The following is a 15092-nucleotide window of genomic DNA, read 5'->3' as shown; positions in this document are numbered from 1 at the left end:
TCGGCGCGAGCGGAACGCGCACGGCCGATGCGCCTGAAGCGGTGGTGCGAGGGTACGGGTGGGCATGCGCCCTGGTGAGGAGACCGCGATGAGCAAGGGGGAGTCGTCCCTGGTGGGCCGTGCGCGGAACGGTGCCCGGCAGAGCGAGGCGCCGTCCGCCAAGGAACGGATCACGGTCAACCTCACGGGCAAGGGGGCGGCCGCACTCGCCGATCTGGTGAGCCGCACGGACGACTCCAAGACCGACGTCATCAACCGCGCGCTGATCCTCTACGACTACTTCGAGAAGATCATGGACGAGGGGGGCGCGGTCTTCGTCCGGGAGGCCGGGGCCACCGAGACCGAGCGGGTGCGCTTTCTCTGATCGACGGTGCCGCGTCTCCCGTGGCGGAGCCCCGGTGGGGAGCCGGGCCGTTCGGCGGACAGGCGGTGGTACCGGCCTCAGCGATCCCTGGCCGCGCCGAGAAGCGCCGGCACGGAGCCGCTCGATGTGGAGGAAGGATGCGGAGAGGGCGCGGCACTCCAGTCGGAACCGGCGGGGTGGTGCGCCTCGTGCGCGGGGTACGGTCCGACCTCGAAGGGAAGGCGGCGGCTCAGCCGGATGGAGCCGGTGTCCTTCTGGAACAGCGCGCCCGCGGGGTAGCCGGGGATGCCGGGCAGCTGGCTGAGCCGCCTGAAGCCCCGCTCGCGGTAGTAGCGATGGAGCGCGTAGTTGTCGGTCCAGACGTCGATCCGCAGCCAGTGCGCGCCGTACCACTCGCGGGCCCGTACACCGGCCCAGTCGAGCAGGTGGGCGCCGATGCCCAGCCCGGCCCGGCCGCGCTCGACGACGAGCCGGTGGAGGTAGAGAGCCGGCTGGGCGCGCTGCCGGGCTGTCCACAAGGCGACGTTCGGTGTGCGCGTGAGCGTCACGGTCGCGACCGGTGCGGCCCCTTCCCAGAGCAGCCAGGTCTGGCCACGCTCGAGTGCGTCGAGGACGCGGTGGTCGCGTTGCTCACGGTCCGGCCAGGGGTGCTGCCATTGCGTGGTGCCCTTGGTGCGCAACCACTCGGCAGCACTGTCGATCAGGTCGAGTACGGATGGCAGATCGCCTGGTGAAGCCGGACAAAGTCGGAACCTCACTCCCACTCTCGATCCTCGCTCGCGACGACGGAACCGCAGATCCGGGCCGTGGCCGGCCATGTCCGAGCCGCAATCCCGGTACTGCCGGCAAGGGCAGATAATCACCGTAACTTATACGATGCCGGAATAATGCAGTATTGACCGATCTGCAAGCAAGGCAGCTTGCAGGGGTGAATGTCGACTTATGTGACGATTGTATGCTTCTGCTTTGATTGCTCACCGAACCGCCGTGCCCACCGGTGCGGACATGGCACGGCGGCGACTCGTGCGGCGTTCAGGCGGCCATCAGTTGCATGCCTGGCGAACCGTGTCGTCGAACGACGCCGGGTCGTCGAAGTGATCCCTGTACTTGCGGGCAGGGTGCGTGGAATCGGTGACGACGGCCTTCGCCACCTTCTCGGGTCGTGGCAGCACCTCTTGGCCCAGGTAGCGGGCATCGGAAAGTTGCGTGCGCTCGCCCGGACGCCCGCTGATGAACCCGCCGATGCGCCAGCCGCTCTCTTCGTCCCACACGAGCGCGCGGGTCTCGCCCTTCAGCCGGCAGACGATGGTGGCATCGCGAGGGCCGGACGGGTCGAGCCACGACCTCTCCAGCTCGACGCCTGCGGCCAGCAGCGCGCGAGCAGAGGCCGTGATGTAGGGCCGGAGCAGGTCGAGGGCAGGGTCCTCGTGCCTGGCCGGCAAGGTGCTGTCGGACATCGGGTCTCCATCTACTGAACAGGCGCCCACGGTGAGCGCCTTTAGTCGAAAGACGCAAAAACAGATAGAAAAGCTGTAGTCAGCAGTAAAAGATCGTGAAAAAGCTACAGTTGGATGGACGAAAAAGGCCGATTTGGCCGGCCCGTTGGACAGGCCGGCCTATCGTGACATCGAGCGAGGCTGCTGCCTGAGGACCTCCGAATGTATTGCTTCAGGGGTAATTGTGGCGATTGGTGCTAGCGTGGCAGGCGCGCTTCGATGACGAATTCATTGCGATCCGTCGGATAGACCGTCACCGTGTAGCGGCAGGGGACGTCATCGGTGTCGTAGACCGTCCTCTTGTGCTCGTAGACCCACACGCTGCTCTCGGCCGGAAGCTTGAAGAAGTCCCGTTCGTCCTCGTCGGGCGGCCGGATCCCGAGGGTGTCCGTGTAGCGGTCCTGGCGGATGCCCAGCTTCTCCTCCAGGTACGCCATCGTCCCCTCTTCGATGTCCTGGCGTTTCATCAGCGCGGTGGCGCCGCGCTCGACGAAGCTGAACGGGTAGTACGACGTCTGCATCGACCATGGAACGTCCTCATCGGCCTCGCCGGTGATGTAGCGCCGCTGGTGGCGGAGGATGAGATCCTCGCCCTCGTTGATGCCGAGCTCTCGGCTCTGCACCTCGTCCGCCTGCTCGATCAGCACCTTGGTGGACGACACCCAGGCATCGCGCCCCTGCTTGCTGGCCTCGGTGGTCCATGCCTCCCCCTCGCCACCGCTGAATCCGGTCTCCTTCTCCGGCGTCAGCGTGATCTTGAACGGCTCGGGCTGCTTGACCACGAAATTGCCGCTGCCCTGGCGGGACTCCACCATCCGGAGGACCTTGAGTCTGTTGATCGCATCGCGCACCGTATTGCGGGCCGAGCCGTACTCGGCCATCAGCTCCTTCTCGGTCTTCAGTCGCTGACCCGGCTTCAGTTCACCCGCCTTGATCTTCTTCTGCAGGTCGGCGGCGATCTCCTCATAGCGAGCCGGCATGGCAGCCTCCCGATGACGGGCCCCGATTGGTCTGGATGTCCTGACCCGTACAGATGAGCTGTTCGAGGCAGTTAACACGACTGATCGGCCATGATCGCATGTTTAAGGCCGATTGTCCGGGTTATCTACTTGTTGGGATGACTGGGACGAGCTTACCCGCCTAACTGGGCCAGGTCACTGGAATCGACGGGCTCATCTGGAGGAGTTTCGTCCCTCGGGCAGCAACGGAAGAGGAAGAAGAGGAGATTGTGGCGATGATCGCTACTGCGGGCGCTTACATCGCGTTCGTCACTTTCGCTCTCTATCTGGGGCTCTGTGCGGCATTCGGCCGGCACAGCCGCCGGACCGTGCTGGCGAACCGCCCGCCCGGCACCAGATGGGAGACCGCGTTCCGCTCGATGGCCGGACTCTTCGTCAACCGGCCGACCCGGTAAGACGAGCGCCCCTCGCCGGCCCGCAAGGCCCGCTCGGGGGCGTCCAGAAGAGGGAGTCCCGGTGAGACATCAGGATCTGAGTTCGGAAGAGCCGTCCGGAAAAGCCGACCTTGTGATCATCACGGAGCCCGCGGGGGCGGATCCGTGTGCGGGGCCGGAAAAGCGGGACGGCCGCCACGAGGCGGGCGGGGAGAAGGCGGATCGGGAAGGAGCCTGGGCGGAACGGCGGTGAGGGCCCATGGCGATGCCACTCGGGACCGCGAGGTGCGAACGCGCCTCGCGGTCCTTTTTTGCGTCAGTCCTTGGTGAGGGTGGTCTGCCAGGTGGGGTCGGCGGTGAGGATCGTCAGGTGCTGGGTGGCTCTGGAGACGGCGACGTAGAGGACGCGGAGGCCGCGGGGGGACTGGGCGGCGATCGTCTCGGGGGCGACGATGACGGCGGCGTCGAACTCCAGGCCCTTGGCCTCCAGGACGTCGAGGACCTGGACGCGGTCGGGGAGGCCGGCGGCGAGGCGGGCGCGGGCGGCCTCGGTGCCGGTGGGGAGGATCACGCCGATGGTGCCCTCGACCTGGTCGAGGAGCTCCTCGGTGTACTCGCGGGCGGCGCGCTCGTGGTCGGGTTCGGGGAGCAGGCGGATGGCCGGGTCGATGCCTGAGGCGCGGACGGCGCGGGCCGGGTGGGCGCCCGGGAGGGCCAGGGCCAGGACGCGGGTGGCGACGGCGGCGATCTCGGTGGAGTTGCGGTAGTTCGTGGTGAGCTCGTACTCGTGGCGGGCACGGCGCGGGGCGGGCTTGCGGCGGCGCCGGCGGCCCTCGGCGGGGGCCTCCTTGGCGCCCAGGGCGATGTCCATGGCCTCGCGGGCGGCGTCCAGGTCCTCCCAGGCGCTCTGGGCGGGGTCCTCGACGATCGTCCAGCTGGCCTGGCGGCCGCGGCGGGCGAGCATGCGCCACTGCATGGGGGACAGGTCCTGGGCCTCGTCCACGACGATGTGGGCGTACTCGGGGCGCTCCTCGACCACGCCGTCGTCGACGCGGCGGGAGCGTTCGAGGCGTTCGATGGACGTGGTGAGCTCCTGCATCTCGGGCTCCCACGACTCGTCCGCGACCTCCTCGCCGGTGAGGATGTTGACGCCGTCGACGACGAACGGGTCGTCGTCGGCGGGCTTGCGGCGGCGGGACGGGCGGGGCGGCGGGCCGAGCAGGGCGTCGATCTCGTCCAGGATGGCGATGTCCTGGTAGGAGAGCGGCGGTTCGCCGGCCCAGGCGTCGGCCAGGAGGCGGACTTCCCCGGGGGACAGGTCGCGGGACGCGGCGCGGCGCAGCCGGTCGCGGTCGCCGAGGGCGCGCAGCACGTCGATCGGGCGGCGCATCGGCCACCAGGCGACGAGGAAGTCGGTGAACGCGCGCTGGTCGCGGACCCGGGCGAGGAACTCGTCGCGCATCGTGTCGCCGCTCCCGTTGGACGAGACCGCGACGGGGGTGCCGGGGGCGTCGGACGGGTCGAGTTCGGCGAGGCCGTCGGCGGCGAGGAGGGCGTTCCAGACGCTCATGTCGCCCTCGGCGGCGGACGCGGCCGCCTCGGGGCCGCCGAGATCGCGGAAGGCGTCCCAGAGGGCGTCCAGGAGGCTGTCGGCGGCGCGGCCGCGGGCGGCGTTGACGCTGCCGCGGCTGCGGCGGTGGACGTCGTTGCGGATCCGGTCGAGCCTGGACCGGTCCAGCCGCACCACCACGCCCTTGTAGACGACCCGCAGCTCGTCGGGGGCGCCGGGGGCGTGGTCGGTGACGGCGCGGCGCAGCAGCTTGGCCATGTCGCCGGCGCCCTTGAGGCGGGCCAGCTCCGGGGTGTCGTGGACGGTGCCGGAGACGCCGTCGACGAGGTCGCCGAGGGAGCGCAGGGTGGCCGAGCCCTCGCCGAGGGACGGCAGCACGCGCTCGATGTACGCGGTGAAGCGCCGGTTCGGGCCGACGACGAGGACGCCCCGCGAGCCGAACCGGCGGCGGTGCCGGAACAGCAGGTACGCCACCCGGTGCAGGGCGACGGCGGTCTTGCCGGTGCCGGGGGCGCCGCGCACCAGGACGGTGCCGTCGGCGGGCGCCCGGATCACCTCGTCCTGCTCGCGCTGGATGGTGGCGACGATGTCGCGCATCGCGCCCTCGCGCGCGCGGGCGAGGGAGGCGATGAACGCGCCGTCGCCGACGACCGTGAGGTCGCCCGCGGCGGCCGGGTCGAGCAGGTCGTCCTCCAGGTCGACGACGGTGTGGCCGCGCGAGTGCAGCACCCGGCGGCGGATCACGCCGCGCGGGTCCTCGGGGGTGGCCTGGTAGAAGTCCTCGGCGGCCGGGGCCCGCCAGTCGATCACGAGGGAGTCGTGCTCGGGGGTGCGGACGCCGATCCGGCCGATGTAGCGGATCTCACCGCCGGACCCGGGCGCGCCGGCGCCGTTCCCTTCGGCGGGACGGCGGGACGGGTCGAGATCGAGGCGGCCGAAGACGAGGCCGTCGTCGGCCACGTCCAGGGCCCTGGCGCGCATGGCGGCCTGGTGCACCATCGCGTCCCGGTCGACGAGCGACCCCTTGGTGCCCGCCATGGACTGCCGGTAGCCCTCGCGGATCATCGCCTGCGCGTCCGCGCGCATCTCCTCCAGCCGCGCGTACGCCACGTCGACGTAGCGCTGCTCGGCGGCGATCTCGTGATCCTTGACCGTGGCCGGCCGGCCCTCCACGTGGGACGACATGCAGGCTGCTCCCTCACCGTCCGTCCGGGCCCCGGGAAGGGGCGGAAGAGACAGCGTATTCGCTCGGCCCTCGGTACCCCGAAATCGCGCGTTCGACCCCGGTGCCCCGTTTCCGCGTACGGTCAGTTCGCGGGCAGGGCGCGGCGCAGGAGGCCGGGCGCGTACCGCCTGGCCAGCACGACCGCGCGGGTGATCGCGTCCGGGAAGACGTAGAGGCCGTCCCCGGCCAGCGAGCGGTCGACCGCGTCCAGCACCGCGCGGGGCGGCATCGGCCGCATCCCGGCCGCGGTGCCGCCCGGGTCGGCGGCCGCGGCCGCGCGGTACGCGGGGGTGTCGACCTGGCGCGGGCAGACGATCCGGAAGCGGACGCCGCTGCCGCGGTGCTCGTTCGCCAGCGTCTCGGCGTAGGCGTTGACGGCCGCCTTGGCCGCCCCGTACGCCGAGGACCCGGCGACCGGCGTGAACGCCGCGAGCGAGGAGAAGAGGATCAGCTCGCCGGCGCCGCGGCCGAGCATGCCGGGCAGGGTGGCGCGGACGACGTTCACGGTGCCCAGGTAGTCGATCCGGAGGGTCCGCTCGACGTCGGCGAGGGGCTGCTCCAGCGCGGGCGCCAGCGGGCTGACCGCGGCGGCGTGCACGACGCGGTGCACGGCGCCGGACTCGGCCACGACCGCCTCGACCGCCGCGGGATCGGCGACGTCGCAGGCGCGGGTGTGCGTGTTGGGGGAGCGCAGCGCCGTGCGGGCCAGGCCGTCCTCGTCCACGTCCACCGCCACGACGTCCCAGCCGCCGGCGGCGAGCCGCTGCGCCGCGAGCGCGCCGAGGCCGCTCGCCGCCCCGGTGACCAGCGCTGTCTTCCTCAACTCCGGTCCTCCTCCGCGCGGCCCGCGACGGGCGCGGCGTCCGCGAAGCTCATCGTCAGGTGGTCGACCGTGGCGGTGCTCAGCGCGCGGGCCCGGCCCAGCCCGATCTCGCGCAGCTCGTCGGCGACGGGGTGGTCGCCGAGCCGGACGCGGGCGCCGCCGGGCCGCATCCGGACCCCGGAGGCGGTCAGCGTCCAGGGCGTGCGGCGGGTGGTGCCGTCCAGGCAGGAGTAGGCGGTGACGTCGGGCATGGCGCCCGCCCCGGCCGGTACGGGCAGCCCGGGCCGCACGGCGATCTCGATCGCGGTACGGCCGCCGAACCGTACGGCGCAGCGCCGGATCCGGCCGGTCAGGTCCATCGGGATGTCGGCGATCTCCTTGGGGAAGCCCCAGATCGTCCGGCCGGCCTCCAGGGTGAACTCCTGGTTGACCGGCAGCCAGTGGATGAACGCGCCGGCTCCCTTGAGGGCGAGCGGGCCGGGCCGGGGCCGCGACCCGGGCGGCCGGACCAGGAACGCGACGGCGAACTCGTGGTACGGGCCGAGGTCGCCGTCGGCGTAGCGGATGAACGCCAGCGAGCAGACGGCGCGGCCGGGGAGGGGCTCGGCGACCTCCAGCCCGGAGTAGGCGATCAGGGCCTGGGCCGGGGCGGCCGGTACGGGGAACATCGCCGAGGCGACGGCGGCGTCCCGGATCCGCACGGGCATCGCCACCCGCTCGCCCTGGATCAGGTGCGCGGGGGTGTGGGTCTCGGTCGTCACACGCCTAAGTAGAACAGGTTCTCATTTTGAAGTCACGCGCCGCGCTCACCGCTTCCGCTCGACGGCGGCCTTGATCCGTTCCAGCGTGGCGCGCATCCCGGCCCGGTTCAGCGCGGCGCGCCGCTCCGCCGGGACCCCGGTGAAGATCTTGCCCATCAGGGTGACGAGCCTGGAGCCGCGGCTGTCGCGGCGCAGGTCCTGCCAGTACTCGGTGAGCCGGGTCGCGTCGCCCTCGGCGCCTTCGACGCCCTCCAGGCGGTAGCCCCACAGCGCGACCGGGATGCCGAAGCTCGACACCCGGAACGCGAACAGCTCGCCCGGGAGGGCGGCGGTCACCCGCGCGTTGGTGAACCACACCCGCGGGCCGATCCGGTTGAACCCGACGAACCGCGTCCCCGCCTCGATCGAGCGGCCCCGGATCCACACGGCGAACAGCTCCGGGCTCCAGCCCGGCATCTTCCGCAGGTCGGAAACCGCCTCGTACACCACGGCCGGGGCGGCGCCGACGACCACGCTCTCCTCGGCGACCCATTCGCGTTCCATGCCTGGATGATCCCGCATGACCGGCGGGTCACGCCAGAGCGCCCGGACCCCGCGCACGGCGGAGTCAGCGGAGGTGGGCGTAGCGCTCGCGCCAGTCCGCGTACCAGGAGGCGAACCACGGGTGCCCCTCGGCCAGCGGGATGATGTACGTCACCGTCTCGGCGTAGTAGCGGCGCTGGAAGTCCGGCGGCATCTGGTCGAGCCGCTGGACGTTGCTCACCCGGTCGGCGAGCTTCACCGCGACCGCCTCGGCTGGGGCGTCCCGCAGCCGGCGCAGGTACGCGGCCTTCGCCGCCCGCTTGGCCTGCCGGCCCGCGTTCCCGGCGGGCGGCTTGGTGACCCAGTCCACCAGCTCCGCCACGACCGGCCCGAACGCGTCCTCCACGTCCCCGACCGTCGCCCCGGTGTCCTCGACCACGTCGTGCAGCAGCACCGCCGACAGGACCTCGGTACGGGTCTCGCCCGCGCCGCGCACGGCCGCCTCCAGCGCCTCCAGCAGGTGCTCCACGTACGGGACGCCCGTCGGCCGCTTCTGGTCGCCGTGCCAGCGCTCCGCCGCCACCGCGGCCCGCTCCAGCGCGGGCAGGTCGATCGCGCTCCGCGCCGGGTCCGGTACGGGCGGCTCGCGCTCCAGGTCGGCGCGGGCCTCGTCCCAGGTCCGCCAGGAGATGAAGGTTTCCACGGGGCTCCGTTTCTCGCCGCGTGTCGCGCGGGGTGTCCGGCACAGGGCATGGTGGGAGGCGTTCGCACGGTTCACCGACACGGTACGGGACGGGTCCCGGAGGGAGGCGTACGCGGTCGTGAGCACCGGCTGGGAGCGCCCGCGCGGCGGGCCGCGCTCCGTCGGGCGCGGCCTCCTCGCGTTCGCCCTCGCCGCCGCGCTGGTCGCCGCCGGCGGGCTGGTGGTCGACCGGTTCGTGCTCCAGGCGGAGTGGTGGCAGGTCCGGCACACGGTGACGGCCGAGCCGGTCGCGCCGCAGCCCGCGCTGGGCCCGCCCGCCGGCCCGCTGGCGGTGAGCTGGCAGCGCACCGCGCAGGTGCGGCGCGGCCCGCAGGCCGGGTACGGCACCGTCGCGTACGACGTCGCGCAGGGCCAGGTCGTGACGGCCTCGGGCCGCGGCCTGGAGGTGCGGGACGCGCGCACCGGCGCCGCCCGCTGGAGCTACCGCCGGACCGGCTGGACCATGCTCGGCTGGGCGGCCACCGGGTCCCGGCTGGTCGGGCACTTCGAGCGCGACGGGCACCGCGGCGAGCGGCAGCTGGTCGGGTTCGACGCGCTGTCCGGCGGGGTGCTGTGGCGCCGCGCCGGCGACCGGCCCGCCGCCGCCAACCGCGACACGCTGCGCTGGCCCGCCGGGGCCGGCGTGGTGCTGACCACCGACCAGGAGCGCCGCGTCCTGCGCGGCCGCGCGGCCGCCGACGGCAAGAAGGCGTGGACGGTGCGGCTGCCCGCCGGCTGCCGCCTGTTCGAGGACGCCGCGCACACGTCCGACGGCACCGAGAAGCTGGTGGCGCTGGCCATCGACTGCGCGGGCGGCAGCCGGCTGCTGGCGATCGACCCGGCCCGGGGCAGGCAGCGCTGGGTCCGCGCGCTCGGCTCCGCCGAGTCGCCCGAGGTGCGCATGCTGGACGGCGTCACGCTCGCCGCCGACGGGACGGCGCTGCGCGCCTACGACCGCGAGGGCACCCAGTTCGCCGTCTGGAACGGCGCCGAGGTCTGCGCCGACGGCATGTGCCCGGCGGCGCTCGTCGGCGGGCGCCTCATCGTCGTGCGGGACCCGGACGGCGACGGCGGCGGCGGCCTGATGGAGTCGGTCGCGGTGCCCTCGGGCCGGACGGAATGGAAGCGGGACGTCCCCGGCTACGTGGCGCTCACGACCGCGGCCGGGCGGCTGTACGCGCTGCGGCCCAAGCTGGACGAGCGCCTGCTGCCCGCCGGCGTCGACGTGGTGGAGCCCGGCGACGGGACGGCCACGACCGCGCCGGCGCCGTTCGCGATGGACCCCGTCCTGGGCGGGGTGCGGCCGTGGCTGGCTGCGGCGGGCGGGCTGCTGTACGTCGCCGTCCCGGAGGCGGCGCCCCGGCCGACCGGATCGGCCCGGCTGATCGCGCTGCGCGGCGGCGCGGCCGGGCCTGGCCCCGCCGAGCTGGGCGGGGTCGCGGAGGCGGACTGGCCGGACGCGTGCGCGCTGCTGAAGGCGCTGGACCTGAAGGGCGAGTACGTCGCCAGGCCGGAACGGGCGACGCTGGAGGGCGTACGGCTGCCGCACCCGGTGAGCTGCACGTACGAGCCCGAGAAGCAGCCGCGCGACAAGGACAAGGCCAAGGACAAGGCCAAGGGCGAGGAAGAGCGAGGGGACGCCGGGACGTCCGGCTCGCCGCGTCCCTCGGCGAGCCCGTCAGGGGACGCGTCGCCGGGCCGTTCGCCCGTGCCGGGCCCGGTGCCGGCAACGGTGCCCGGATGGGGTTCGCGCGGTCTCACGGTGACGGTGAAGTGGGTCGCCCCGGCCCCCGGCGGCGCCTCGGCGATGCTGGAGACGCTCCAGTCCACGCAGTCGAAGGCGCGGCGCCGTACCGACATCGGCGGCGACGAGGCGTACGAGATCGGCCCGGCCGCGAGCATGATCGCGCTGCGGGTGGACCGCTACATCGTGATGGTGGACGCCGCGCGGCCGCCGGGCGCGGCGACCCGGCTGGCGAAGGCCGTCGCCGCGCACCTCCCGCGCTCGCGCTGACGCGCCGTCCGCGCCGGAAACGTCGACTCGTGGCGTGTCCGCCTCGCCGTGCCGCCGCGAGGGGGCGACACGCCACGAGTCAACCTCGGGGGTGGACCGGGGAGGGGCGGCCCGCCCATTCCTCCAGCTGGGCGACGAACGGCTCGGCGTGCACCGGCCAGTGGTAGTGCGCCCGGGCGGCCTCGTAGCCGCGCTTGCCGAGGCCGGTGCGCAGCTCGGCGTCCGCGCGCAGCTTGCGGACGGCGTCCGCGGCGGCGGCCGGGTCGCCGAACGGGACCACGATCCCGGACCCGGCCGGCTCCACGATCGCCACGGCGGGCGGGTTCGGAGTGGTGATCACCGGCACCCCGCGGGCCATGTACTCGACGATCTTGGTGGGCATGGAGTGCCGGTAGTTGGGCTCGTCGTGCAGCAGCGCCAGGCCCGCCATGGCGCCCTCGGCGATCCGCAGCGCCCGGTCGTTGGGGACGAAGCCGTACCAGCGCAGCAGGCCCGCCCGCTGCGCCTCCCGCAGCCGCGGCCGGATCTGCGGGTCGGCGGCGCCGATCAGCTCGACCATGACGCCCTCGGGCGCCAGCAGCCGGGCCATCTCGATCATGTCGAGGGCGCCCCGGGCCTCCGACAGGTGGCCGACGTAGACGATCCGGCGGTCGTCCGGCGGCGCGGGCGGCAGGTCCGCGACGAACGTGGTGTTCGGCACGACCGGGTGCGGCTCGCGGAACCGCTCGCGGTAGCCCTCCTCCGCCAGCAGCAGCCGGTGCCGCCGCTCGCCGCGGGTCTCCAGCCGCCGCACCAGCGGGCGCAGCAGCGGCCGTACCGGCCCGGGCACCCAGCCCTTGGCGACCAGCGCGGCGGCGGTGTCCTCGTGCACGTCCCAGACGACCGTGCGGTCGCGCACCGACCGCGGCAGCGAGATCAGCAGTTCGGGATCGTGCAGCAGCACGAGATCGGCGTACGCGGAGTGCTCTTCGAGCGCGCGGTGCGCGGCGCGCAGCGCGCGCAGCCGCTTCCGGCCCGTCGCCCGCGGCACGTCGACCGGGCTTATTTCCCGCCAAGGGGTCACGTTACACGCCCGGAACGGTGCGATATAGGTGACCTCATGGCCCGCGTCGAGCAGGGACCGGATCTGCCGGTGCAAAATCCTGGCGTCCTCGGGATGGTGCACGATCGTGCAAACGCAGACCCGCATTCCACTCACTCCGGAACGGTTCCGATGATCTTTCACTCTGGATCCTCCGGGCGCCGTGGAAATGGCGGATGAATTCCGCCTGTCCGGGCGGTGGACGCCGCAGGTCGGCTCGGGCGCCGCCGCGGGATCCGGGGCCGGATCCGGCGCGGGGAACCGCCTTTCCGGGGCCGCGGCCGGGCCGTTCACAGCAGCTCGACGCTCTCGCCGCGCGCGTCCCGGGTCCGGCCCCGGGTGTCGAACAGCAGCCGGGCGTGCCGCGCCAGCGTCTCCGCCTCGTACGCCGCGTGGTCGGCCAGCACGATCGCCAGGTCGGCGCCGGCCAGGGCGGCCGGCAGGTCCGGCCCGGCCGAGGCGACCTCGACCCCGTCCACCTGCCATGACGGCACGTACGGGTCGTGGTAGGCCAGTTCGGCGCCGAGGCGGGCGAGGCGGCGGGCGATGGGCCGGGCCGGGGATTCGCGCTGGTCGGCGATGTCGGCCTTGTAGGTGACCCCCAGCAGCAGGACGCGGGCGCCCTTCAGCGCCTTGCCGTGCTGGTTGAGGAGCTGCTGGGCGCGCTCGACGATGTAGCGCGGCATCCGGTCGTTGATCTCCTGGGCGAGCTCGACGAACCGGAACGGGTAGCCGAGCGACCGCACCTTGTAGGACAGGTAGTTGGGATCGATGGGGATGCAGTGGCCGCCGACGCCGGGCCCGGGCCGGAACGGCTGGAACCCGAACGGCTTGGTGGCCGCGCAGTCGATCGCGTCCCACAGGTCCACGCCCAGCTCGTTGCAGAACACCGCCATCTCGTTGACCAGGGCGATGTTGACGTGGCGGTAGGTGTTCTCCAGGAGTTTGGCCATCTCGGCTTCGCGGGTGCCTTTGGCGAGGACGACCTGGGCGACGAACTTGCCGTAGAGGGCGGCGGCGGCCTGGGCGCAGGCTTCGGTGAGTCCGCCGACGATCTTGGGGGTGTTGGCGACGCCGTAGTGCGGGTTGCCGGGGTCGATGCGTTCGGGTGAGAAGGCCAGGTGGAAGTCGGTGCCGGCGGTCAGGCCGGAGCCTTCCTCCAGCAGCGGCCGCAGCACCTCCTCGGTGGTGCCGGGGTAGGTGGTGGATTCCAGGACGACCAGGTCGCCGGGGTTGAGGTGCGGGGCGATGGTGGCCGCGGCGCCCTTGACGGCGGTGAGGTCGGGGCCGCCTTCGGCCGACAGCGGGGTCGGCACGCAGATGACCATGGTGCGGGCGGCGCCCAGCAGCGTGTCGTCGGTGCTGGGCGCGAACCCGGCGGCGAGCATCTCGCGAACCTCGCCGTCGGTGACGTCGTCGATGTGCGAGCGGCCCGCGGCCAGGCCGTCGATGACGCGGGTGTCGCGGTCCAGGCCCCCGACGCGGAGTCCTGCCCGGCATGCCTCCCTGACCAACGGCAACCCGACATAACCGAGTCCAATGACCACCAGATCCATTCCGGTGGCTCCCTTCGCGCGAGTTCTATGTCACTGCATAGGCGTCCCGGTAGCGGCTGGCCACGGCTCGCCAGGTGCGTTCCGCGCTGACCCATTCCCGGGCCGCCTGTCCGATTTTTCGGCGTTCTTCGTGACTGTAAATCAGCGCTGCCAGGGAATTCGCCCATGCCGCCGCGTCTTCCGGAAGTGTTAACGTGCCGGTCACGCCCGGTTCCACGATTTCGCGCAGAGCATTGACATCACTTGCTATTACTGGGATTCCCCCCGCCATCGCCTCGATCGGCTTGAGGGGCGTGACCAATTGGCAGACCCGGTCCGCCCTGCGGGGAACGGCGAACACATCGAGGAGCGCGTGGTAGCGACGAACCGACCCCATCGGCACCCGGCCGGTGAACACGACCCGAGCGTCGTGCTCGCCGCCGCGGGGGCCGGCGCCGCCCTGCCCGGGGCGCCGGTCGTCGACCGCCAGGCCGTGCCCGGCGGCGCGCCGAACCAGCGCGCCGGTCTCCGGCCCGTCGCCCACCAGCAGCAGCGTGACGGGCGTGCCGTCCTCGCGGAGCAGCGCCGCCGCGTCGATGAGCGTGTCGATGCCCTCGTAGCCGTAGAACGACGACGTCAGCCCGACCACCGGCAGCCGGGGGCTCAGCCCCAGCTCGGCGCGGAGGCCCGCGGCGTCCGGCAGCGGCTCCAGGAACGCCGCGTCCACCCCGTTCGGGACCGTGTAGATCTTGCCGGGGTCGACGCCCCGGCCGGCGATCTCGGCGCGCATCGCCTCACCCAGCGTGACCACGGCGTCCGCCTCGGCCATCCGGCGGGTCTCCAGCTCCCGGGTCAGCCGGTAGAAGTCGTCGGTCTCCCGGTGCGCCGGGTCCCGGGACAGCCAGGAGTCCTCCAGGAAGCCGCGCACCTCGTACACCACCGGCAGCCCGTGCCGGCGGCCCAGTTCCAGCGCGACCGCCGCGTTCAGGTGGTTGCTCACCGCGTGCAGCACTCGCGGCCGCACCCGCTCGACCAGCCGCCCGGCCAGGTCGGCGCTCTTGCCGATGTCGCGGCGCGGGTCGGCGGCGGGGAGCCAGGGGAGCAGCCGGTGGTACGGGACGCCGTCCACCTCGACCGCCGCCCGCGCGTCGCCGAGGCCCTGGCTGAGCGGGTAGCCGAGCCGGGTGACGACGTGGGTGTCGTAGCCGAGCTCGCGCTGCGCGAGGGCGATCCGGTGCGTCCGCACGGTGTAGCCGGCGTTCGTGAGCGGCAGGGCGTTCGTCACGAACTGCAGAACGGCCCCAGCCTCGGGCTTTGCCGTCGCGCGGGAACGCTCACGGGCGGGCGGGGCGGCCGGCGCGTCCAGCAGGGCGCGCAGGTCGGCGGACTCGCGGCGCGGGTCGCGGGGGCGGGGCACCGCGAGGCGGGAGCCGCGCAGCCGCGCGCCGGGGCGGCCGGGGACGGCCCGGGCCAGCAGCCGCACGGCCAGCCGGGGCGCTCGCCCCGGGTCGTCGCGGAGCTGCCGCCAGGTCTGTCCCAGCAGGTAGACGGGTTTTTTGAGCACGG

13 protein-coding genes are annotated in these 15092 nt (G+C 73.1%); 2 read left to right on the top strand and 11 right to left on the bottom strand.

Annotated elements, in window-relative coordinates:
- The first annotated feature begins 88 nt into the window (after positions 1–88).
- Positions 89–364: a hypothetical protein gene (locus ACA361_RS04650; protein WP_375010518.1), complete on the top strand. Its 276-nt coding sequence runs from the start codon at positions 89–91 to the stop codon at positions 362–364.
- Between the two features lie 77 nt (positions 365–441).
- On the opposite strand, the gene ACA361_RS04645 is transcribed toward ACA361_RS04650, so the two are convergent.
- The 8 genes from ACA361_RS04645 to ACA361_RS04610 all read right to left on the bottom strand — a co-directional run bounded on the left by ACA361_RS04645 (position 442) and on the right by ACA361_RS04610 (position 8857).
- Positions 442–1122, bottom strand: coding sequence for a GNAT family N-acetyltransferase (locus ACA361_RS04645; RefSeq protein WP_375010517.1), 681 nt, complete (start codon positions 1120–1122; stop codon positions 442–444).
- 285 nt (positions 1123–1407) lie between these two features.
- Positions 1408–1821 carry a DUF6292 family protein gene (locus tag ACA361_RS04640; protein WP_375010516.1) on the bottom strand — a complete coding sequence of 138 codons (414 nt, stop codon included), beginning with the start codon at positions 1819–1821 and terminating at the stop codon, positions 1408–1410.
- Positions 1822–2057: 236 nt separating this feature from the next.
- The gene (locus tag ACA361_RS04635; RefSeq protein WP_375010515.1) at positions 2058–2840 is read right to left on the bottom strand and encodes a GntR family transcriptional regulator; all 783 of its coding nucleotides are present in this window, start codon (positions 2838–2840) and stop codon (positions 2058–2060) included.
- A gap of 729 nt (positions 2841–3569) precedes the next feature.
- Positions 3570–6008, bottom strand: a complete 2439-nt coding sequence (locus tag ACA361_RS04630; RefSeq protein WP_375010514.1) for a HelD family protein — start codon at positions 6006–6008, stop codon at positions 3570–3572.
- A 122-nt stretch (positions 6009–6130) separates the two neighbouring features.
- A complete protein-coding gene (locus tag ACA361_RS04625; RefSeq protein ID WP_375010513.1) occupies positions 6131–6871 on the bottom strand; it encodes an SDR family NAD(P)-dependent oxidoreductase in 741 nt (246 codons plus the stop codon).
- Positions 6868–7632: an acetoacetate decarboxylase family protein gene (locus ACA361_RS04620; RefSeq protein WP_375010512.1), complete on the bottom strand. Its 765-nt coding sequence runs from the start codon at positions 7630–7632 to the stop codon at positions 6868–6870. Before ACA361_RS04620 ends, ACA361_RS04625 begins: the two co-directional genes overlap by 4 nt.
- A 45-nt stretch (positions 7633–7677) precedes the next feature.
- Complete coding sequence (locus ACA361_RS04615) at positions 7678–8175, bottom strand: SRPBCC family protein (RefSeq protein ID WP_375010511.1); 498 nt, start codon at positions 8173–8175, stop codon at positions 7678–7680.
- A 64-nt stretch (positions 8176–8239) separates the two neighbouring features.
- Entirely contained in the window at positions 8240–8857 is a 618-nt protein-coding gene (locus ACA361_RS04610; RefSeq protein ID WP_375010510.1) for an HD domain-containing protein, read from the bottom strand.
- A gap of 118 nt (positions 8858–8975) precedes the next feature.
- Here ACA361_RS04610 and ACA361_RS04605 point away from each other — a divergent pair, with 118 nt between their 5' ends.
- Complete coding sequence (locus ACA361_RS04605; RefSeq protein WP_375010509.1) at positions 8976–10910, top strand: PQQ-binding-like beta-propeller repeat protein; 1935 nt, start codon at positions 8976–8978, stop codon at positions 10908–10910.
- A gap of 79 nt (positions 10911–10989) precedes the next feature.
- Here ACA361_RS04605 and ACA361_RS04600 read toward each other — a convergent pair whose 3' ends face one another.
- The 3 genes from ACA361_RS04600 to ACA361_RS04590 all read right to left on the bottom strand — a co-directional run bounded on the left by ACA361_RS04600 (position 10990) and on the right by ACA361_RS04590 (position 15090).
- Positions 10990–12099, bottom strand: a complete 1110-nt coding sequence (locus ACA361_RS04600; protein ID WP_375010508.1) for a glycosyltransferase family 4 protein — start codon at positions 12097–12099, stop codon at positions 10990–10992.
- A gap of 182 nt (positions 12100–12281) precedes the next feature.
- Entirely contained in the window at positions 12282–13547 is a 1266-nt protein-coding gene (locus tag ACA361_RS04595; protein ID WP_375010507.1) for a nucleotide sugar dehydrogenase, read from the bottom strand.
- Positions 13548–13572: 25 nt separating this feature from the next.
- Complete coding sequence (locus ACA361_RS04590; protein ID WP_375010506.1) at positions 13573–15090, bottom strand: glycosyltransferase family 4 protein; 1518 nt, start codon at positions 15088–15090, stop codon at positions 13573–13575.
- Positions 15091–15092: the final 2 nt, after the last annotated feature.

This window comes from Actinomadura sp. 21ATH, assembly GCF_041951345.1.
In the GTDB taxonomy this organism is placed as follows: domain Bacteria; phylum Actinomycetota; class Actinomycetes; order Streptosporangiales; family Streptosporangiaceae; genus Spirillospora.
This window is presented reverse-complemented; position numbering and strand designations above follow the sequence as displayed.